Origin of the sequence: Chenggangzhangella methanolivorans, assembly GCF_019797865.1 — a bacterium.
GTDB lineage: Bacteria > Pseudomonadota > Alphaproteobacteria > Rhizobiales > Methylopilaceae > Methylopila > Methylopila methanolivorans.
In genome coordinates this window covers 4,884,283-4,901,958 of sequence record NZ_CP081869.1, presented here as the reverse complement: position 1 = coordinate 4,901,958, position 17,676 = coordinate 4,884,283, and the positions used below count along the sequence as shown (strand labels likewise).

The 17,676-nt window shown below is 70.4% G+C and carries 24 protein-coding genes; all 24 read right to left on the bottom strand.

From position 1 onward, the window contains the following. Window positions 1-22 precede the first annotated feature (22 nt). Window positions 23-484, bottom strand: a complete 462-nt coding sequence (locus tag K6K41_RS25855; protein WP_261402905.1) for a hypothetical protein — start codon at window positions 482-484, stop codon at window positions 23-25. Next, on the bottom strand, window positions 481-1,158 hold the full coding sequence (locus K6K41_RS25850; RefSeq protein WP_261402904.1) for a DUF6441 family protein: 678 nt from the start codon (window positions 1,156-1,158) through the stop codon (window positions 481-483). Before K6K41_RS25850 ends, K6K41_RS25855 begins: the two co-directional genes overlap by 4 nt. Window position 1,159: 1 nt before the next feature. Next, complete coding sequence (locus K6K41_RS25845; protein WP_261402903.1) at window positions 1,160-1,492, bottom strand: head-tail joining protein; 333 nt, start codon at window positions 1,490-1,492, stop codon at window positions 1,160-1,162. 54 nt (window positions 1,493-1,546) lie between these two features. After that, on the bottom strand, window positions 1,547-1,813 hold the full coding sequence (locus K6K41_RS25840; RefSeq protein WP_261402902.1) for a hypothetical protein: 267 nt from the start codon (window positions 1,811-1,813) through the stop codon (window positions 1,547-1,549). Further along, window positions 1,813-2,850 (bottom strand): major capsid protein, encoded by a 1,038-nt coding sequence (locus K6K41_RS25835; RefSeq protein WP_261402901.1) that lies wholly within the window; start codon window positions 2,848-2,850, stop codon window positions 1,813-1,815. Before K6K41_RS25835 ends, K6K41_RS25840 begins: the two co-directional genes overlap by 1 nt. 10 nt (window positions 2,851-2,860) lie before the next feature. After that, a complete protein-coding gene (locus K6K41_RS25830) occupies window positions 2,861-3,226 on the bottom strand; it encodes a head decoration protein (protein WP_261402900.1) in 366 nt (121 codons plus the stop codon). Between the two features lies 1 nt (window position 3,227). Beyond that, on the bottom strand, window positions 3,228-4,748 hold the full coding sequence (locus K6K41_RS25825) for a S49 family peptidase (protein WP_261402899.1): 1,521 nt from the start codon (window positions 4,746-4,748) through the stop codon (window positions 3,228-3,230). Between the two features lie 15 nt (window positions 4,749-4,763). Beyond that, window positions 4,764-4,991 (bottom strand): Acb2/Tad1 domain-containing protein, encoded by a 228-nt coding sequence (locus tag K6K41_RS25820; protein ID WP_261402898.1) that lies wholly within the window; start codon window positions 4,989-4,991, stop codon window positions 4,764-4,766. A gap of 16 nt (window positions 4,992-5,007) precedes the next feature. Next, complete coding sequence (locus K6K41_RS25815; protein WP_261402897.1) at window positions 5,008-5,244, bottom strand: hypothetical protein; 237 nt, start codon at window positions 5,242-5,244, stop codon at window positions 5,008-5,010. A gap of 224 nt (window positions 5,245-5,468) precedes the next feature. Further along, window positions 5,469-6,647 (bottom strand): phage portal protein, encoded by a 1,179-nt coding sequence (locus K6K41_RS25810; RefSeq protein ID WP_261402896.1) that lies wholly within the window; start codon window positions 6,645-6,647, stop codon window positions 5,469-5,471. After that, window positions 6,644-6,883, bottom strand: a complete 240-nt coding sequence (locus tag K6K41_RS25805) for a hypothetical protein (RefSeq protein WP_261402895.1) — start codon at window positions 6,881-6,883, stop codon at window positions 6,644-6,646. The genes K6K41_RS25810 and K6K41_RS25805 overlap by 4 nt, the downstream gene beginning before the upstream one ends. Window positions 6,884-6,886: 3 nt before the next feature. Then, entirely contained in the window at window positions 6,887-7,105 is a 219-nt protein-coding gene (locus K6K41_RS25800; RefSeq protein ID WP_261402894.1) for a YodC family protein, read from the bottom strand. Between the two features lie 11 nt (window positions 7,106-7,116). Beyond that, on the bottom strand, window positions 7,117-9,255 hold the full coding sequence (locus K6K41_RS25795) for a phage terminase large subunit family protein (RefSeq protein WP_261402893.1): 2,139 nt from the start codon (window positions 9,253-9,255) through the stop codon (window positions 7,117-7,119). Then, a complete protein-coding gene (locus K6K41_RS25790) occupies window positions 9,248-9,865 on the bottom strand; it encodes a hypothetical protein (RefSeq protein WP_261402892.1) in 618 nt (205 codons plus the stop codon). The genes K6K41_RS25795 and K6K41_RS25790 overlap by 8 nt, the downstream gene beginning before the upstream one ends. Window positions 9,866-10,118: 253 nt before the next feature. Then, the gene (locus tag K6K41_RS25785) at window positions 10,119-10,943 is read right to left on the bottom strand and encodes a hypothetical protein (RefSeq protein WP_261402891.1); all 825 of its coding nucleotides are present in this window, start codon (window positions 10,941-10,943) and stop codon (window positions 10,119-10,121) included. 23 nt (window positions 10,944-10,966) lie between these two features. Beyond that, the gene (locus tag K6K41_RS25780) at window positions 10,967-12,088 is read right to left on the bottom strand and encodes a helix-turn-helix domain-containing protein (protein WP_261402890.1); all 1,122 of its coding nucleotides are present in this window, start codon (window positions 12,086-12,088) and stop codon (window positions 10,967-10,969) included. Window positions 12,089-12,122: 34 nt separating this feature from the next. Continuing rightward, a complete protein-coding gene (locus K6K41_RS25775; protein WP_261402889.1) occupies window positions 12,123-12,515 on the bottom strand; it encodes a hypothetical protein in 393 nt (130 codons plus the stop codon). After that, complete coding sequence (locus tag K6K41_RS25770) at window positions 12,512-12,709, bottom strand: hypothetical protein (protein WP_261402888.1); 198 nt, start codon at window positions 12,707-12,709, stop codon at window positions 12,512-12,514. Before K6K41_RS25770 ends, K6K41_RS25775 begins: the two co-directional genes overlap by 4 nt. Next, a complete protein-coding gene (locus K6K41_RS25765) occupies window positions 12,706-13,398 on the bottom strand; it encodes a hypothetical protein (RefSeq protein WP_261402887.1) in 693 nt (230 codons plus the stop codon). Before K6K41_RS25765 ends, K6K41_RS25770 begins: the two co-directional genes overlap by 4 nt. Further along, window positions 13,395-14,279 carry a DNA adenine methylase gene (locus K6K41_RS25760; RefSeq protein ID WP_261402886.1) on the bottom strand — a complete coding sequence of 295 codons (885 nt, stop codon included), beginning with the start codon at window positions 14,277-14,279 and terminating at the stop codon, window positions 13,395-13,397. Before K6K41_RS25760 ends, K6K41_RS25765 begins: the two co-directional genes overlap by 4 nt. Continuing rightward, on the bottom strand, window positions 14,276-15,070 hold the full coding sequence (locus tag K6K41_RS25755; protein ID WP_261402885.1) for a hypothetical protein: 795 nt from the start codon (window positions 15,068-15,070) through the stop codon (window positions 14,276-14,278). Before K6K41_RS25755 ends, K6K41_RS25760 begins: the two co-directional genes overlap by 4 nt. Then, entirely contained in the window at window positions 15,067-16,554 is a 1,488-nt protein-coding gene (locus K6K41_RS25750) for a DNA cytosine methyltransferase (protein ID WP_261402884.1), read from the bottom strand. Before K6K41_RS25750 ends, K6K41_RS25755 begins: the two co-directional genes overlap by 4 nt. After that, window positions 16,551-16,865 (bottom strand): hypothetical protein, encoded by a 315-nt coding sequence (locus K6K41_RS25745; protein WP_261402883.1) that lies wholly within the window; start codon window positions 16,863-16,865, stop codon window positions 16,551-16,553. The genes K6K41_RS25750 and K6K41_RS25745 overlap by 4 nt, the downstream gene beginning before the upstream one ends. Next, window positions 16,862-17,632, bottom strand: a complete 771-nt coding sequence (locus K6K41_RS25740; protein ID WP_261402882.1) for an ASCH domain-containing protein — start codon at window positions 17,630-17,632, stop codon at window positions 16,862-16,864. Before K6K41_RS25740 ends, K6K41_RS25745 begins: the two co-directional genes overlap by 4 nt. Between the last annotated feature and the right edge of the window lie 44 nt (window positions 17,633-17,676).

The window sequence follows — 17,676 nt, the reverse complement described above, 5'->3', positions numbered from 1 at the left end:
CAGTCCTCGGTTGTCGTGGAAGTCAGAACGGCCGGTCGCTCGTCACGAGCATCCGGATTTTCAGGATCGCGCCCTTGACCGGGGGCGCGCCCTCGATGTCGAGGTCGATCGGGTCGAGCCCCTCGATCTCGACGTCGGCGACCGTCTCGCCGAGCATGCGATCGGCTTCGAGCGCGTCGTCGACCGCGACGAGCGCGAGATCGAAGCTCGCGTCGCGGGCCTCGTCGTCGGACTCCGACACGATCAGCTCGAGGTCGGCCCGCACCGCGAGCTCGTAGGTCCGCGGCGAAAGCTGGACGTCCTCGACCGTGACGCCTGCGTCGCGCAGCGTGGCGAACATGCGCCCGCCCGCCGGCACGGCGACGAGATCGCTCAGCGCCGAGACGTTGCGGCCGAAATCGGGATAGCCGATCGCCGCGAAGGCGGGCGCGAGCGCGTCCGACAGCGCGAGATAGGCGGACTGCGAGGCCGACGGCTTGCTCACCCGCGATCCTCGTTGGTGAAGGCCTCGGCGAGCGAGCGCGCCACGATCTCGGGCCACTCGGCCTCGAGCCCGCGCTCGACGCCCGCAATGTCGAGGCGCTTTCGCAGGCTCGTGAACTTGACCAGCGTGAACATGACGATCCGGTCGGCTTTCTTGGGCTGGCGCTTGAGCTTGATGATCGATCGGACACGCCCGCTCTTGGCGTTCCTCCGCGCCCGCACGACCGCGAGAAAGGTCCCGGGGCGAAGGAGGGACGGCACGAGATCGAAGTCGCCAAACCGGCTCTCGACTTCGAGCGGCTTCATCTTTCGCCCCCCGAGGCGGGGAACATTCTCGGTCGGGATCCAGAGAAACTTCGAGCCTTTGACGGGCCGGATCGTCCCGCCGCTCTCGAAAGCCGCGAGGATCCGGGGCGCCTTGGTGTAGATGAAGGCCGCCGGCGAGAGCGTCTTCACGCCAGGCCGCGGATAGACGAGGCCGCGAACCGTCTTGGCGAGCTTCGGGTCCAGACCCGACGACTGGACATGCGCGCGATACCGATCGCGGCCGACGCCTGCGCCGATGCCAGCAGCCTTCATCAGGCCGGTCTCGGCGACCGCGAGCTTTCCCTCGTAGAATTCCTTCAGGTTGAAGTAGCGGCCATCGAAGAACGCATCGGCCCGGAGCGAGACCATCTCAGACCGGCTCCGCGACGCAGGTCCAGATCCGGCGAAGCGCGTCCTCGCGCTTGGGATCGCCGATGATGCGGTAGGACTGTGTCACGGCGCCCGTGGCGTCGAGCAGGTCGAAAGAGCCGTCGCGCAGAGGCTTTTCGATCTCGGAGACCCGGACGTCGATCCGCATCGTCGTGACCGACACCCGCGAGGACCCGATGTCGAGATCGGCGTCGGGCGAGAACACCATGACCTTGCAGGCCGCGCCGCCCGGCGTGAGCGGCGCGCGATAGGACGCCGGCGCGCCAAGCACGAAGGCCGCGTCGACGGCGAGGTCGGCGAGGTCCTGTCGCATGGGCTGCGTCCTGTCAAAACGACAGGGCCGCCCTGAGGCGGCCCTGTCGAGGTCTTACTTCGCGGCCTTGGCGACCGCGGCGGCCGAAGGCGGCGAGGTTTCGCCGGAGACCGGGCCGGCCGGCGGCGAGAACAGCGGGTCGCCGCTCGCCACGCCGTCCTCGTCGGGGTCGACCGCGCCCTTGCGGAACGCGGCTCCGGTCGCGAGGAGGCGCTTCTCCTCGGCCGCGTCCTTGACCTCGAACTCTTCGCCCGGGACGACGGCCTTGCGCTTGCCGTCGAGAACCATCTGGATCGTGTGGCGCGCGATCAGCTTTCCCATCAGAGCACCTTTGCGGAAAGAGTGGCGTTGATGCGGTACGGCACCACGATCGGGGCCGACTGCATCAGCATGTAGCGGACCGCCGGATCGGGCTGGGTCCAGCTCTTCTGGAAGTAGTCGCGGACCTGGAACCCGCACTCCTCGTCCTTGATGACGCCGAAGTGCCGGACGCCTTCGAGGTCGGGCGACACCAGCAGCAGATAGTCGTCCGGCAAGTACTTTCGGGTGACGCCGGCGTCGTCGACGTAGCTGTCGGCGTAGATCCAGATCTGGAAGTCTCCGATCGTTCCCTTGTAGGTCGCGCCGAGCTTCGCCGACTGGGCCCCGAGTTCGAGCGCGGAGCCCGGCGAATAGCGGTTGTCCTGCAGCAGCTCCTTGACGCCCTCGTTCTTCCGGAAGGCGCGCCAGACATTGTCCGCCATGTGGACCTCCGCCGCGCGCGCGCCGCTGACGCCGCGGATGAGGCTCGACCAGTCCTCGAGGTCTTCGAGCGGATCGGCGCCGGGATCGCTCCAGAGCGCCCCGCCCGACAGCGTGACGGTGAGCGAGGGGTCGCGGCCGAAGTCCACGACAGTCGTCGGATACTTCTCCCCCGAGATCGTGACCTGGCCGGTGCGCAGCACCGTCGAGGCCATCCATTCGAGGCGGCGGTTGATCATACGGATCTGGTCTTCCGAATTGGCCGCGATCTGGAGAAGACGCGTCTGCATCGGGTCGAGCGGGCCGGCGATCGCCTGGCCGGGACGGCGACGCACCGCCTTGCCGTCCTCAAGGACGCGCTTGTCCTTGATGTAGGCGGGGCGGAACGACTTGGTGGCGTAGCCCTGCGAGCGCACGATCTGGCCTTCGACCAGCGGCGAGCAGAACGGCGCGAGGCGCGGCTTCTCGGTGAGGACGTCGAAATAGACCTCCTCCTGCAGCGACTGCGAGACTTCCGAGAAATAGCGGTTCACGAGATGGGTGCCGACGAGCGGATCGTCCTTCAGATCGTCGACGACGCGGTTGAGCACCGCGGGCGTATAGATATCGAGCGCCATTGTGTTTGCCTCAGCGGATGCTGTCGTGGATGAAGACGCCGACGTCGCGCAGCGCCTCGCGGGTGTTCGCGACCGTCTGTCCGGTCCCGAACGTCATCGCGCCGGCGTCGAAGCGCCCGCGGAAGTAGGCGACCGTCACCTTGTCGGCGGCGCTCGCGTCGCAGTCCTCGGCCAGCACCACGGCAGGGGTCTGCGAGCCGTCGTTCGCGGCCGACAGGCTCAGGATGTACTTGCCGCTCGCCGTGATCTTGCCGAGCAGCGCGCCGCGCTGGAGGTTCTGCCCGCTCGCCAGAGTGATGCGGGCGCTGTCGACCTCGCCGCAGACGAGGCCGTCGTCGGCCGAGACGGAGCCGTCGTTTCCGAAATATGCGGTCATGTCACGCGCTCCTCTTCTCGGCGGGCTTGCCGCGGTACATCGCCATCACGCCGCTCACGAGCGCTTCGGCGTCCCCGGCCGGGGCGTCGGGCTTGAGGCCCTTGTCCCGGCCTTCCATCGCCTCGCCGAGGCGCGAGGCCTTCGGCGACGCGGCGAGCATTTCCTTGGCCTCCTCGACCGAGATCTTGCCGTCGCCGGCCTTCGCGGCCAGCGAGCGGGCGAGCTTCTCGCGGCCGCGCGCTTCGGGCAGGTCGAACACGGCCATCACGGCCGCGACGCCCGTCGAGGCGGACGCCTTCGCCTTGCCCCTTCCGGCCTTGGCGTTCGCCTTGGCCTCGGTCTCGTCGTCGTCTTCGGTCGAGGCCTCTTCGTCGTCCTTGTCCTCGTCTTCCTCGTCGAGGATCGCCTTGATGCGGCCGAGCTTGTCGTCGGCCGCGGACTTGGTCTCCTCGTCGTCGCTCTCGGCCTCGGCCTCGAGCGCCGCGATCATTGCGGCGTCGATCTTCGACATCGCCTGTTCCTTTCTGGGCCGGGACGCCGCGCGCGAAGCCCCTGCCGCAGCGGGCGTCCCGGTTCCATCGGGGAGCGACAGGGAATTGAGGAGGGCGGCCGCGGCCGCCCGTTCGGTCAGGATCTCGTCGACGAGGCCGAGCGAGAGCGCGGAGCGCGCGGCGTCGGCGTGGTCGGCGAGGAAGTAGCGGGCGTCGAGCGCCTTGATCTGTTCGGCGGAAAGGCCGCGACCGCGCTCGACGACGGCCGAGAAACGGCCCGCGAGCTCGTCCACGTCGGCCTGCCAATGCTCGCGGGTTGCGTCGTCGAGCGGCTTCCAGGGCGCGCCCATGGTCTTTCCCGGCGCGCTCTCGATCGCCTCCACCCTGAGGCCCCAGTCCTTGAGCAGCTCGCTCTCGTCGACATGCACGATGACGACGCCGATCGATCCGATTTCGGCCTCGCGGCTCGCGAGAACGCGGTCGCAGGAGGCGGCGATCGAATAGGCGGCCGAACAGCAGAGGCTCGACACATGGGCCCAGATCGGCTTGCCGCCGTTGCGGGCCGAGCCCTCATGGATCTCGTCGCAGAGGTCGAAGTTTTCCGAGACGAGGCCGCCCGGCGAATCCTCGCGCAGCAGGATCGCCGAGACGCGCTCGTCGGCGCGGGCCGCGGCGATCGCGGCGCTGATCCCGCGATAGCCCGGAACCCACTCCTCGTTCCACCAGTCGTAGTAGCCCTTGGCCGTCAGGACGCCCGAGACGTCGATGACGGCGATCGGACCGCAGATCGCGAAGCCGGCTCCGAACGCGACCTCGCTCGCCCATTCGACCCGTGAGACCAGAGCCTCGGGCTTTTCCGGCGCAGCGTCGTCCTTGGCGAAACCGACGGCGCCGGCAAGCGCCGCGACCAGGCCGCGCGAGCGGCGGGGCCGCTCGGCCGCCATCAGGCGCGAGGCGTGCGCCCGCGCCGCGCGCGGCTCGAGCAGAAGCGCCCGTCCCGGCGTGCGCAGGGCGAGGTCGAGATCGGTCATCGCTGATCCGTGGGTTTAGGCGGTGAGGTGCTTGACCGCCCACATGACGGCTTCCTCGACCTTCGTCTTCGCGAGCGAGACCTCTCGGCTGGCGCCGAGCGCCGCGATGCGGTCATGGAACGCCAGCCCCATGTCCTTGATCTCCTGCATCGCGGCCTTTTCCTCGTCGGACAGGACGCGGTAGGCGTGGCGCATCGTGTTGTTCACGGTCCGCTCGTCGGACGTGCTGGGAACGGTCGTCATCTGGCTTTCCTCGTGGTCATGCGGCCGCACGGGCCTCTGGATCGCCCGGGCGGCGATCCTCCTCGTCTTCGCGACTGTCCTCGTCGGGCTGAGCACGCGCAGGCGCAGCCGCGGCCGCGTCGTCGCCGAGCGGCACGCCGGCCTCGCGGAACGCGTCCTGCTCGCGCTTGCGCTGCTGGAGCGTGAGGATCCAGTCGCCGCCCTGTTCGGCCGCCTCACGCTCATAGGTCGAGATCCCGCCCTTGATCCGCATGATCGCGGCATGGGCTTCCTTGACCGGATCGACATAGCCGCGGCCGGGACCGACCCATTCGGCCTGCGAATAGGCCGCGGGCTCGTCGTAGAAGTCGGGCGCGCCCGCCGGAAGCTCGACCTCGCCGGTGTCGATCGCGTCCTCGAGCCAAGCGGCATAGACCGGCTGGACGAAGCCCCAGACGATGACGGCCCGCAGGCGCTGGATCGTGCGCCAGGTCTCGTTCAGCGCAGCCCGCGCCGACGAGCGAGTCGTCGACGTAGTCCAGAAAGCTGCTCGTAGGAGATGCCGAGCGAGGCGGCGAACCCCTGCAGGAACGCCTTCTGGAAGGCCGGATAGCCGGAGACCTGACGCGGCGTCGAGTTGAGGTCGAGCCGGTCGGACGGGAACATCGTGACGAAGCGGGCTTCGTCCATCTGCCGGCGGTCATTGTAGAACTTGACACGCTCGGAGTTGAACGCGCCCCAGTCCTGCTGGCCGGTATCGGACCCGAGCGCTTCGGCCGCGTATTCCGAGCCCATCTGCGTGTAGATCGCGCCGACGATCGAGCCGTTCAGCGCCGCGGCCTTGACCTCGGCCTCCGAATACTTCGCGAGCAGCCGCTGCTTGACGAGCGCCGCCACGAGGCGCGACACGCCGCGGCGCTGGCCGGGCCGGCGCTTCTCGAACAGGTGCAGGACCTTGGGCCGCTCCCAGTCCCCGAGCGTCTCGAAGCGCTCGATCCGCGTCCAGATGTTGCCTTTCGCGCCCGCGAACCAGTCCGACGGGTGGCCGTCGCGGAAATGATAGGCGACCGCCGCGCCGTTCTCGTCGCATTCGACGCCGCCGCGGATCTTGTCGTCGTCCGCGCGGTTGTTCGGGTTCGACAGTCGGTCGGCGTCGACCATCTGGACCGCGGTCGAGAACGGCCATCCGGCCTTGGGGAGCCAGCGCAGCACCGCGCAGGCCTCGCCGGTCGCCACCAGCTCGCGCGCCGCGAGCCCGAAGAGCCCCACAACGGGCAGCGCGCGCTCGGCGTCCGCCCGGAACGTCGGATCCTGGGCGTATTTGCGCCACTTGGCCTCGATCCGGAGCGCGAGAGCGTCGGCCTCGGCCTGATCGATGCCGAGCGCGACGGCGTCGGGCTTGGCAGAAAGCCGGAACGTCGCGCCGACGGTCATGTCGACCATGCGGTCGACGGCGGCCTGCGCCCATCCGTCGTTGCGAACGAGGTCGCGGATGCGGGCGACCGAAAGGTCGCGCTCGTAGAGCCATTCGGCGTCGGGCGAGAGCAGCGGCGGCATCCAGCCGGCGACCGCCTGGGCGGCCATGTCGGCCGAATGATGCGATGCGCGCGGGATCGCGGCCATGGGGCGCGAGCCCGCCGGAACGCGCACGCGGGGCTTGGCGGGCGCCGCCGTCATCGCCCGAAGCCCGCATAGACCGGGCGGACCGGCGAGCGGTCGCCGGTGAGCCGGGCGAGCTCGGCCTTCAGCCGCAGGATCTCGGCGTCGATCTCGGCGAGGGTCGCGGTCGCGAACTCGGTCTGGACCTTGCCGTCGTAGCCGATCTTGGTCGCGCGCGAGGTCGTCAGCCGCGCGATCTTCTCCGCCTCGAGTGCGGCGATCAGCGCTTCGAGCTCGGCGACCGTGCGGGCCATCGTTTAGGCCTCAGCGGCCTTCGCGGCGCGGACCACGACGACGTCGTCGGCCGGAAACGACGCCTGCATGCGAGAGAGCCCTTCGCCCCACTGCGTCGTGACGAGGCCCGGATGGAGCGCCGTCACCTCCATCTCGTCGCCGCCCGCCTTCAGCTTGACGACGTCGCCGAGCGCGATCCTCACCTTCGACGGCGCGGCGTCGTCGGCCTTGAGCTTGGTCATGGCGGTCTCCTTCACTGGTTGAGGCTCGCAAGGTCGCCGAGCCCGGCGAAGACGGAGCCGCGGATGCGGGCCGGCTTCTGCGTCGGGGCCTCGGGGTCCGCCTGCGGCGGCGTTTCGGCTTGCGCCGGCGCGCTCGTGATCTCGCGCGTCGCCCCGGAGGCGTCGCCGAACATGCTGGCCTGGACGGGCGCGGACAGACGCGCGAGATCGGCCGCACGGGCCGCCCATCGCTCCTCGGTCCAGTTCCAGAGCCCGAGGAAATGCGTGCCCGCGAGGTTGTAGGTGCGGCAGTCGAGATAGTGGTTCTCGCCGTGGCGCTTCCAGCGCCGGCGCGGCTCGCCGGCGACCGTCTCAACGATCACGCTTTCGGCCACGAGCTGGCGAAAGTAGTCGTCCTCGAGATCGGCCGGGAAATGGCAGTAGCCGCGCGGGACCGACTGGCCGGCCTCGGCCTCCTTCAGCGCCCGCGACAGGTAGATCATGATCGCGGATTTCAGCGACCAGCCGCCCACGACCCAGACCTTGACGCCGTGACGCTTGGCCTTGCCGGTCGAAAGCCCCGACTTCTGCACCTCGGCGCTTTCGGCGCGGGCGATCGCGGGCTTGTTCCAGCCGTCGACGCCCTTGATCGCGATCGCGTTCGGGCGGCGCTTGACGAAGCTGTAGACGGCCTCGGCGTTGTAGCCGGAGTCCACCATCACGAGGTCGGGCTCGACCCGCGCGCCCGAGGGGAGCGTGATCCCGCGGTCGATCAGCGAGGCGAGCTTCGGCCAGGCGCCCTCGCCCGGCGCGTCGGTCTCGCCCGGCAGGAGCTGGGCGTCGATCGTCCAGCTCTCGCGGTCCGGCCCCCAGCCGACGGTCTCGACATAGATTCCGTAGCCCTGAACGTCGACGCCCATGGTGAAGGCGAGCGGACCGTGGGGCGCGCGACGGAGCCGGAAGTCGGCCTCGCGGCGGGCCGACAGCGTCTCCCATGCGACGAGCTCGTCCTGCGCGTCGAAGGGCCGGCCGAGGTCGACGTTCTCGAACTTCTTGAGCGCGACCGGATCGGAGCCGGCCGCGGCGTGCTTGGCCGCGAGCTCGTCCCATGTGTCGAGGAAGTTCATGACGCCCGTGATGGCGTAGCTCTTGATCGGCGACAGCATCTCGGCCGAGCGCGCGAGCCAGACCGCGAAGTCCTCGGGCGACAGGCTTTTCGCGGGGACCACGCCGTCGGCGTCCGGCGCGGTCGTGATCCAGCCGCCGATCGCGTTCATCTCGTCGCGGTCGCTCTGGCGAAGCTCGGTCTCGCAGCCCGGGCAGACGATGCGGGCGCGGAACGGCGCGCGCTCCTCGCGTACGACGTCCTCCCATTCGAAGTCGGTGCGCGTCAGGCAGGCCGGGCAGCCCATGTACCAGCGGCGCCGGTCGCCCGCCTGGTACTTTTTCTCGATCCGCGAGAAGCGCTTCCATGTCGGCGAGGAGCACACGAACTCCTTCGACAGGCCGAAGCGCTTGTACGTCTTGATGCGGCCGTCAGCGAGCGCGTCGGGATCGCCTTCCGAACGGCCGCCGCCCTTCGACACGACCTCCTCGGGCCATGCGTCGACGTCGTCCTTGAACATGTAGCGGATCGAGTGCTGGCGAAGGCCGGCGGCCGAGTTCGCGCCGGCGAGCAGGATGAAGCCGCCGCCGAAGACGACGCGGTCGCCCTTCGTGCCGGACCCGTCGCGCGACTTCTGCGGGCGGACCACGCCGCCGCGCTCCGGCGCGAGAACCGCGCAGTCGCGGATCATCGGATCGAATTTCTCGGTCTTCCAGTCCTTGGCGGCCTTGATGGTCGCCTGGACGTACATGGCCGGGCCCGGGACGCGGTGCATCATGTGGCCGAACCAGTTCTCGCCGCCGGCCGAGCCCGCCGACTGGGCGGGCTTCATGAGCGCGACCGTGTGGCAGGGATCCTCGGGCCCGAGCGCGTCCATGATCTCGACGAGATAGGGCATCGCGTCGTGGGTCCATTTGCCGGGCTGGCTCGAGGCCTCCGGCGACAGCACGCGGTGGCGAAGCGCCCAGTCGGAGACCGAGATCGGCGCGTCGGGACGGAGCGCGCGCGCCGACGCCCGGAGGAGGTCGGCGGCGCGCGAGAGGCGCGGGTCGATCTCGTCAAGCATCGGCGGGTTCGTCCGTGGTTTCGGGCTCGGAGGCGGCTTCCGCCTCGATCGTGGCGGCGAGATCGTCGAGGTCGTCGGCCGAGGCCGTCAGGGCCTTGCGGATCTCGTCGTCGATCAGCGCGCGGATGGCGCGCGGATCGCTGAGTTCGGACGCGCGCTGCGCGACGCGGGCGCCGACGGAGGCGAGGCGCGCGCGCGTCGCCTTGGCGGTCTCGGTCTGCGCGTGTTCGGCGGCGCGGCGGTCGATCAGGCGGCCGACGCGCTGCTCGTAGTTGAGCCGCTCGTTCTTGGCCGCCCAGTGCTCGCGTTCAACGCGGGCCGATCGGCCCTGCGTCTGGATCTCGTCCGGCACCAGCGTGGGCGACTGCGGAGCGCGGGGCTCGTCTTCGGCCGGCGCGACTTCGATCGGGGCCTGGCGCTTCAGCGGGTTCTGCTCGACGCCGCGCTTGGCGTCGGTCGCGGCGACGTCGACGAGGTGCATGCCGGGCCGGTTCGGGTCCGGCACCTTCACGAGCGGCCACTTCGACGCCGCCTGCTTGGAGACGCCTCGCAGGCGAGCGTATTCGGCGGCGGTGACGAGGCCAGACTGGCCGTCAACCTGCTGCGTCATCCGCGTCACCCATGTGGGGTCAACCCGGTCAACGATGTTGACCGGACCAATGGCTAGAGAACGTAAGCGCTAAAGCTCACCGCATTGCGTCAGAAGGCGGGGAAGGACCCGCCGGGGCTGGGTCGGGGCGGTCGGTTGACCGACCGACGATGAGGGTGAGCGACCGGATGGGCAAAGAAAAGCCCGCCTCGCCGGACCGAAGCGGGCGCACAACCCGATTTGATCGAAAAGAGGCCCTATTCCGTCCCCGCCGTCAAGCGGCTTTCAGCGCCCGTCTGTGGACATCGTAGCGATCCTCGTACTCCCGCAGGACACTGACATCGCACCACCTCGCCATGACGCCGTACTTCAGCAACGCCCAACACAGCGCGTGACGTGCCGCGCCGTTGCGCATCCGCTTCTCAGTTTCGACGTCTCGGAAGGTTCGACCGTCAACCACCACGTCAATGACGATCTCGAGGAACGGCCAGTCTCCACCCTTTCGCATGCGAGCCATCTCGTCGGCCCAAGGCTTGTACCGACTGGCGTGCGCCATCGCGACCCCGTCCGAGATCGGCCCCGCGGATCCACCTCCACCGCCTCGCTCCAACCCAAGTCCGCCGATCACCACGGCGCCGCAGATCGCGAGGTAGACGCGCTCGATCTCCTGCGCCGCCTGCGCCATGTCGCCCGTCACGGCCCGTTCATCGCAAAGCCGCTCAAAGCTCGTCTTGCGGTGCTGTCGTCGGGTATGCGGCGTACCCCTATCGACGCCCGAAAGCTTTGGTTGAAGATCGCGCCGCAACGCTCTTGCCTGACGATCATATTCCTTGACCGATCGAGCACGCGCCTCGCGCCCGTTCGCCGCCTTCGCCTCCACCCGCGCGCCAATCTCGTCGGCTTCGGCCTTGGCCTTGGCGATGGCAATCGCCGAGCGCTCGGCTGCGGCCGCCCTGTCCTCGGGCGAAGGCGCCGACCTCGGCCCCAAACCCTTTTTCGCCCGATGCACCTGCTCAAGCCGAGCCCGCCGAGCGCGCTTCTCGCGCCGGTCGGCCTTCGCCGCTTTGCCGTACCACCCCTTGGGCTTCTTCGCCGTCATCGCCATCCCCGCCTCTCGCCGCCTCAAGCCACCATCTCGTCGTCTTCGCCCTCGTCCGGCGGGTCGTGGTCCGGCAGGAACACGAAGATCGCCTTGCCGCTGAGAAGCACGCCGAAATCAGCCCCGCGCTCCCGGAACCAGGCGAACCAGCGCCCCGCCCGCTCGCCGTCGCTCGGCGTCGGCCGCAAGGTGTCGGCCAGCGTCTCGGCCGCCTCCCGAGCCTCCGGGTTCGCCGGCCGCCAGCCCACGCGGCTCTGCGCCAGCGTGATGGTCTTGCGAAGCTCGAAGCCCGTCACGCCGGCCTTGGCGCGCATCAGCTGCCCGGCCCACCAGATCTTGGTCAGCGGGTCGAACACCGCCGCCGTCGCGCCGGGCCGCGCCGCGCCACCGCCCGCCGCCTGCGCCTTCGCGGCCTCGACCGCCGGCTCCCAGCGCCGCCGCCGCAGGAAGGTCTCGCCGCTGATGGTGATCTTGCGGCGGTCGGCCTTCAGCGCGGCGAGAAACACCGGCGCGCCCGCCACCGCCTCGGCCCGGCTCTCGGGGTCGAGCGCCCGCATCGCCGCCTCGACCGACATGGCGTCGTCGGTCGGCGTCGTCGGCCAGATCGGCCGGAAGGCGGCGAGCCGCGCCTCCACGTCCCGCTCGTCGGCCTGCGCCGCCTCGCGCCGCGCTTCGGCGTCGCCCTCGTCCTCTCGCCCAGCCCCTTGCCTGTCCTGCCCGACAGCGCCCGCGCTCTCTCTCCCATTCGTTTTTTCAGGGGACGTTCTTATGCCCGCCCGCCCATGGAACGGGCGGGCCCCCGCCCGCTCATAGGGCGGGCGGGCCCGCCTCACCGGTGAGGCGGGGGGGTCGGCGTCCTCCACGTCGAGCACGACGCGATAGGCGTTGACCGAGGTCGCGCCGTCGTCGCGCAGCTGCGCCAGCCGTTCGATCCAGCCGAACTCTTCCAGCCGGTCGAGCGCGCGCTGCACGGTCGCGCGGCCGCATCCGAGCTGCTCGGCCATGGTGGCCTGGCTGCGATAGCACCAGCCGCTATTGTCGCTGTGCGTGCCGAGCAGCCCCAGCACCTTCAGGTCGTAGCGTCCGTCCAGCCGCGGGTCGCAGATCGCGCCCGCCGGGATCACCGAATAACGCGGCCCGCTCATGCTCGTCCCCTGCGTCTGAAGTCGTCCGGCGCGATCAGCACCGCCGGCAGTCCCGCGGCCTCGGCGTAGGCCGCCGCCGCGCGGCGCGCGCCTTCCCGCCCACGAGGCCGAGCAGCTCGGCGACGCTCTCGGGCGTCATCCTGGTGAGGCCGAGCAGCCAATAGGCGCCGGCGTCGACGAAGCCCTGCGTGCCGGGCCGCGCGATCGCGCGCGCCACGACGGCCGTGACGTCCGAGGGCGCGTAAGGCCCGCCGCCCGCGGCGAGGATCGCGAACTCCGGCAGGCCGGCATGGCTCGGCGCCGGGGCGCGGGCCGCAGGCTTCGGCTTGCCCGCCGCCATGCGTTTCAACGCGGCCTTGCGGCGGGCCGCCATCTCCTCGCGGGTCTCGGCCCGTCCAGCGAATAGCCGGCGTATGCGGGCGCTCACGAAAACCCTCGCTCGGCCCAGCGCACCCGCGCGACGCTGACCGTGACGTAGCCGTCCAGCTGGAACGGCGGCCGCAGCCCTTTCACCGAATAGCGCCGCGGCGGATGCAGCGTGCGGAATCGGCGACGCATCGGCTCGATCGACAGGATCGCGCGCACCGCGCTGGAGATCTTTCGGCGGCGGATCGTGGTCATGATCCGCCCTCGAGCGGCTCGCCGCCGAAGAGCGCGCCCTGCCCGAGCACGACGCGGTCGAGCATCAAGAGGCGCGTGTCGCCCTCGGCCGTCGGCCCGTCCCAGACGTACCAGGCGTGCAGCGCCGGCTGCGCGCCCTGCCCCGTGAAGTCGAGCCGCCAGCGCATCAGATAGACGCGCGCCGGCGGCCGCCGCGACCAGAGCGGGCCGAGCCCGCCCGCCCCGCACCAGTTGAACGGCATCAGCAGCGCCATGTAGTCGACGCCGAGCCTGTCGAGCGCATGGCCGATCCAGCGCGCCTTGCCGTGGCCCCACGAGCTTTCGTGAAACGGCGGATTGGTGACGATTGCGTGCGCCGGCGGCGCGGCGAAGTCAAAGAACGAGCGCACGGTCGCGCCGCAGCCGCGGTCCACAAGATCGCTCGCGACGACGTCGAGGCCGAAGGCGGCGAACACGCGCAACATCGCGCCGTCGCCCGCCGCCGGCTCCCAGATTTTTCGGCCGCGCAGCCGGTCGATCTCGGGCGCAGAACGCTTCCGTCGCCTCCGCGGGCGTCGGCTCGAACCCGTCCTTTTGCGCGGGCGCTCCGCCACCTTGGCGTATTCGCCAGTCTCCTCGTCGCGCACTGCGACGGGCCTCGCCGTCTTGCCGGTCGCGCGGAACAGCCCGCGTGCGGAGGGGGCCTTCATTCCGCGGCCTCCGCGAACAGCGTCCCGGCGCCGCGCGCGCGGTCGATCGCGCGAGCTGCTGCAGGATTGATCCAGAGAACTTCCGTCCGCTCGCGCGCGCCGTCGGCGAAAGCCGCCCGTTCGATCCGCCGCCAGCCGGCGAGCGCCTCGTCATAGAGCGCGGCCGGATAGCCGCAAAGCACCACCATGCCAGCGAGGCCGAGGAGCTGCTGCAGCAGGGCCGCATGGTCCTCGCGCGTGAGTTCGTGGCGATACATTCGCCAGCGGAAGTCATGCGGGTTCCCCCGCGCGCGCGTCTCTGGAAGGTATGGCGGATCAAGGAAGAACAGCGTGTCCGCCCGGTCGTGCTGGACGATGAGCTCGCGCGCGTCGCGGCTCTCGATCACGACGCCGGCGAGCCGCGCCGTCATCGCCGCGAGTGCGTCCGGATAGTTCATCCAGTCGAACGCCGGCGTCGTGCCGCTGCGATGCGCGTTTGAGCGGAACCCGGTCGAGCGGTGGCCCTTGGCCTGGCTCGCATGAGCGTTCGAGCCGAACCCCATGAAGGAGCGGATGACGAGCCGCCGGGCCCGCTCGATCGGCTCTTCGGTCGCCTCATAGGCCTCGCGGAACTCGGTCCGCGCGAAGGGGGTGAGCCGCAGGCGCCGCTCGAGCTCGGCCGCGCTCGCGGGCTCGCGCAGCACGCGAAACAGCCCCACCACCTCGTCGTCGAGATCGTTGTAGATCTCGGCGTAGGACGACTCCTTGCGCAGCAGCACCGAGGCCGCGCCGCCGAACGGCTCGACATAGACCCGATGCGGCGGCAGATGGGCGATGATCCAGGGCGCGAGCAGCCACTTGCCGCCATGCCAGCGCAACGCGGGCCGTGCGGGCGCGCTCACTTGCCGTACCCCGCCGGCCAGACATAGGGCTTGCCCTTCGGCGCCGCCGTCACGGGCTTCCCAGAAGGGCTCTTGGACGGCGCGCTCTTGGCCTTCGGCGCGGCCTCGACCTTCGCGCCGCCAAGCCGCGCCAGCGCCTCGGCCGCGCGCGCGACGAGGTCCTGCGCCAGCCGGTCGACCGCAAGGTCGCGCTCGCGCCGTGCGTGATCGCGGTCGGCGATCGCCTCGCTCGCGCTCCGGCGCGCCGCCGCGAGCTCGGCTTCGAGCCGCGTGACCTCGCCCAAAACCTCGCTCTCGCGCCCGGGCGTAGACGCCGCCGCGGCGAGCCGGGTCTTGAGGTCGGAGATCGTCGCCTCGAGCGCCGCCACGCGCCGCTCGTGCCGCGCGGCGGCGTTGGCCTGGCTGAGCGCCTTAAACTCCGCAGCCTCCTCGGCCTGCCGCTTTAGCGCCGCCACCTCGCCGTTAAGCCGGGCGGTCTCGGTCTCGGCCGCGAGCAGCGCCGCCTTGCTCTGGCCAAGCGCGGCTTCGAGATCGGCGATCCGCCTGCCCTGCGCCGGGTCGGCCTTCGGGGCGCTTTTCAGCGCGAGCGTCGCCTCGAGCCGCGCGATCGTGGCCGAGAGATCGCGCAAGCGCTCCGCCGCCTTCGCCTCCGCAGCGATGAGCCGCGCAGCCGGAACCATCTCGCCGCCGGCCGCCATCCGCGCCGTACGGTCCTTGGCGCGGGCCTGCGTCTCCGAAAGCGATCCCGGCGCCGCCAGCCGGTCATAGGGCGTGCCGCTGAGCCGGGTCATTCCGCGGCCTCGCGAAGCGCCTGAGGCCAATGCATGGCGATCCGGCCGCCGAGCCAGCGGACGGCGTAGACGGCTTTCGAATTGCCGAAGACCTTGTATTGCGGCCCGTCCGCCGCCGGCTTGCCGCGATAGACGATCGCGGCGTGGTCGTCGGCGAACCCCTGCAGACGCGCGCATTCGACGGGCGTCAGGCGGCGGACACCGGAGGCCGAACCGACCGAATGGGCTGCGCCAGTATCGAGGGTCGGAGCGCACTCCTCCAAAACGTTAAAACCTGCGTCTCGGAGACGCTCGCGCCCTTCTGCGTCAAGGCTCGGCGTCTTGGCTTCTCCGTCTCGAGCATCGTTTCGAAGCCCCCAAGCTTGCGCGACGAAGGTGTGCGACGCGCCGCCGCCGGGCGTCCGGACTGTCGGAGCTAACCCATCCGACGAGACCTCAGGAACGGCGCCACCTTCACGACCGCGCAAGCTGAACGCGACGGCGTGCCGGCTGTCGGTCGACAGCGTGAACATCGGGTCGCCATCACGCCCGATGCCGTCCCCGGCCTTCAGATCGGTCGAGGAAGCTCCGGTCCGCTTTCCGCTCTCGGCGATCGGAATGCAGGCCAACGCCGGCGGGTGCCCTTCACCGGAGAGAGTGTGGCACGGGTCGCCAGGCCGAGGATTGCTGCGGTTCTCGCCGGACGTGATCTGCGTCGTGTCGAAGACGACCAGGTTCTCGTCGAGAGGATTGTTGCCGTGCCCGCCCGCCAGCAGCGGTTTGGCGATCAGTCCTCCGTCAAGGTCGAAGTCTGTCGTGCTGCTGCGAGAAGCGCGCGCGCCAAGAGTGGGGGCAAGGTCTTGCCCCGTTTCTCCGCGCGACGGAGGATGCCGGCGCAGGCCCGCGGGCTCAAAAAGAACCGCTGCGGGATCGGCCCCGCCTCCAAGATCGACGACAACGAACACACGGCGGCGTCGTTGGGCCAGTCCGAAATATTGAGCGTCGAGAACCCGCCATGCCGCCCGTGCCCGTGGCCCGGAAGCCAGACCCGCGTCGGGCCATCGGCCCCCGAACGGCTGAGGCAAGGCATCGTCTGCCCCGACAAGCGCTCCCAGGAAACAGCCGAAGGCGTTGTCGGCGGTGGAGAGGACGCCGGGGACGTTTTCCCAGACGGCCATGCGAAGAGATCGTCTTGCGGCGAGCGCATGGGCGAGGTCCACGTAAGCGAGGGAGAGGTTGCCGCGCGCGTCGGCGAGCGAGCGCCGCGCGCCCGCGACCGAGAACGCCTGGCACGGCGTCCCGCCGACGAGCAGATCGACCTCGGGCAGCGCGTCGACGTCGATCGTCGTGAAGTCGCCGAGGTTCGGAACGTGCGGCCAGTGATGGGCGAGCACGGCGGAGGGGAACGGCTCGATCTCGGAGAACGCCACCGGCGTCCAGCCGAGCGGCTCCCAGGCGACCGACGCCGCCTCGATCCCCGAGCAGACGGAGAGATACCGGATCAAAACGGCCTCCCCTCGAACAGCGGCCCGAGTGCCTGCGCCTGCGCGCGGCGGCGCTTCGGCCGGGCGCGCGCCACCAGCGCCCGCGCCCGGTCCTCGAACTCCCGCTTGAGCCGGGCCATCTCGGCCCGGAGGCTCGCGCGCCTGGCGTCCGCGGTCGCCGCCCGAGCCTCGGCCTCGGCCGCGCGCGCGGCCTCGAAATCCGCCCGCGCCCGCTCGAATACGAGCTCGGCGCGAAGGTCGCCGGGCCGCCGCTCATGGACCTTGCGGGCCTCGCCGAGCGCCCGCGCCGCCGCGTCGAGCGCCGCGCTCACGAGGCGACCTCTTCGATGTCGAAGCAGTCGGCGGGGTCCGGATCAGGCTTCGGCTGATCGACGTTGCGGCGCTGGACCGTGAAGCCGTAGACCGCGACCCACGGGTTCGCGTCCCAGGCGCCCGCGCCGTTGATGCGGTCCCAAAGCATCGCGTAAGCCGAACGAGCGTCTGGCGCCGCCCCGGTGAGCCCACGGCGCTCATCGATGACCGCGAACCATCCGTCTCTGCGTTGGGCGACGCCCTCCGCGATCGCGTCGGCTTCGCTGATGTCCTGAAGCCGCTCGACGCGAACCTCCGTCACCTCGAGCGTGAGACGGCTCGCCCAGCGCGGCATGTGGATTGCGGCGCGGTCCTTGATGCCGAGCCGCTCCTGCGTCGCCGCGTAGCGAATGCCGCACCAGAGCGGGACGCGCTCCGGATTGAGGTCGCGCGGCCGGCAGCCGTCATAGATCGAGCTGATCGACCAGGTCTCGCGCACCCAGAGATGGTCGCCGGGCTGGACCTTGGGATAGATCCGCGCCCATGAGCCTTCCTCTTCGCCGGCCCACGGCGCTTTCAGATACGGGCCGGGATGACCGGAAGGCGACGGGCCGCCGTCCACCCACGCGCGATGCCGGTTGAGATCGTCGAAAGCCCGTCCGAACGGCCAGCTGCCGCCGTTCCACAGCGTGTTCGAGCGGCTGAGCGCCCGCCGCGTCTGCGTCTTGGTCCCGTCGAGCAGCGCGCGGACCATCGGGCCCTTGAACAGGATCGAGTGGACGCTCATCGCCGCCCCCGGATCGCCGCGGCCAGCCCTGCCGCGTTTTTGAA

Coding starts and splice junctions, on each gene's coding strand:
- K6K41_RS25830 (WP_261402900.1), bottom strand. CDS start 3,226: ATGACCGCATATTTCGGAAACGACGGCTCCGTCTCGGCCGACGACGGC.
- K6K41_RS25835 (WP_261402901.1), bottom strand. CDS start 2,850: ATGGCGCTCGATATCTATACGCCCGCGGTGCTCAACCGCGTCGTCGAC.
- K6K41_RS25825 (WP_261402899.1), bottom strand. CDS start 4,748: ATGACCGATCTCGACCTCGCCCTGCGCACGCCGGGACGGGCGCTTCTG.
- K6K41_RS25770 (WP_261402888.1), bottom strand. CDS start 12,709: ATGACCACGATCCGCCGCCGAAAGATCTCCAGCGCGGTGCGCGCGATC.
- K6K41_RS25800 (WP_261402894.1), bottom strand. CDS start 7,105: ATGACCAAGCTCAAGGCCGACGACGCCGCGCCGTCGAAGGTGAGGATC.
- K6K41_RS25815 (WP_261402897.1), bottom strand. CDS start 5,244: ATGCGGATCAAGGGCGGGATCTCGACCTATGAGCGTGAGGCGGCCGAA.
- K6K41_RS25845 (WP_261402903.1), bottom strand. CDS start 1,492: ATGCGACAGGACCTCGCCGACCTCGCCGTCGACGCGGCCTTCGTGCTT.
- K6K41_RS25810 (WP_261402896.1), bottom strand. CDS start 6,647: ATGACGGCGGCGCCCGCCAAGCCCCGCGTGCGCGTTCCGGCGGGCTCG.
- K6K41_RS25765 (WP_261402887.1), bottom strand. CDS start 13,398: ATGAAGGCCCCCTCCGCACGCGGGCTGTTCCGCGCGACCGGCAAGACG.
- K6K41_RS25740 (WP_261402882.1), bottom strand. CDS start 17,632: ATGAGCGTCCACTCGATCCTGTTCAAGGGCCCGATGGTCCGCGCGCTG.
- K6K41_RS25785 (WP_261402891.1), bottom strand. CDS start 10,943: ATGACGGCGAAGAAGCCCAAGGGGTGGTACGGCAAAGCGGCGAAGGCC.
- K6K41_RS25840 (WP_261402902.1), bottom strand. CDS start 1,813: ATGGGAAAGCTGATCGCGCGCCACACGATCCAGATGGTTCTCGACGGC.
- K6K41_RS25850 (WP_261402904.1), bottom strand. CDS start 1,158: ATGGTCTCGCTCCGGGCCGATGCGTTCTTCGATGGCCGCTACTTCAAC.
- K6K41_RS25790 (WP_261402892.1), bottom strand. CDS start 9,865: ATGACGCAGCAGGTTGACGGCCAGTCTGGCCTCGTCACCGCCGCCGAA.
- K6K41_RS25820 (WP_261402898.1), bottom strand. CDS start 4,991: ATGACGACCGTTCCCAGCACGTCCGACGAGCGGACCGTGAACAACACG.
- K6K41_RS25780 (WP_261402890.1), bottom strand. CDS start 12,088: ATGAGCGGGCCGCGTTATTCGGTGATCCCGGCGGGCGCGATCTGCGAC.
- K6K41_RS25805 (WP_261402895.1), bottom strand. CDS start 6,883: ATGGCCCGCACGGTCGCCGAGCTCGAAGCGCTGATCGCCGCACTCGAG.
- K6K41_RS25795 (WP_261402893.1), bottom strand. CDS start 9,255: ATGCTTGACGAGATCGACCCGCGCCTCTCGCGCGCCGCCGACCTCCTC.
- K6K41_RS25755 (WP_261402885.1), bottom strand. CDS start 15,070: ATGACCCGGCTCAGCGGCACGCCCTATGACCGGCTGGCGGCGCCGGGA.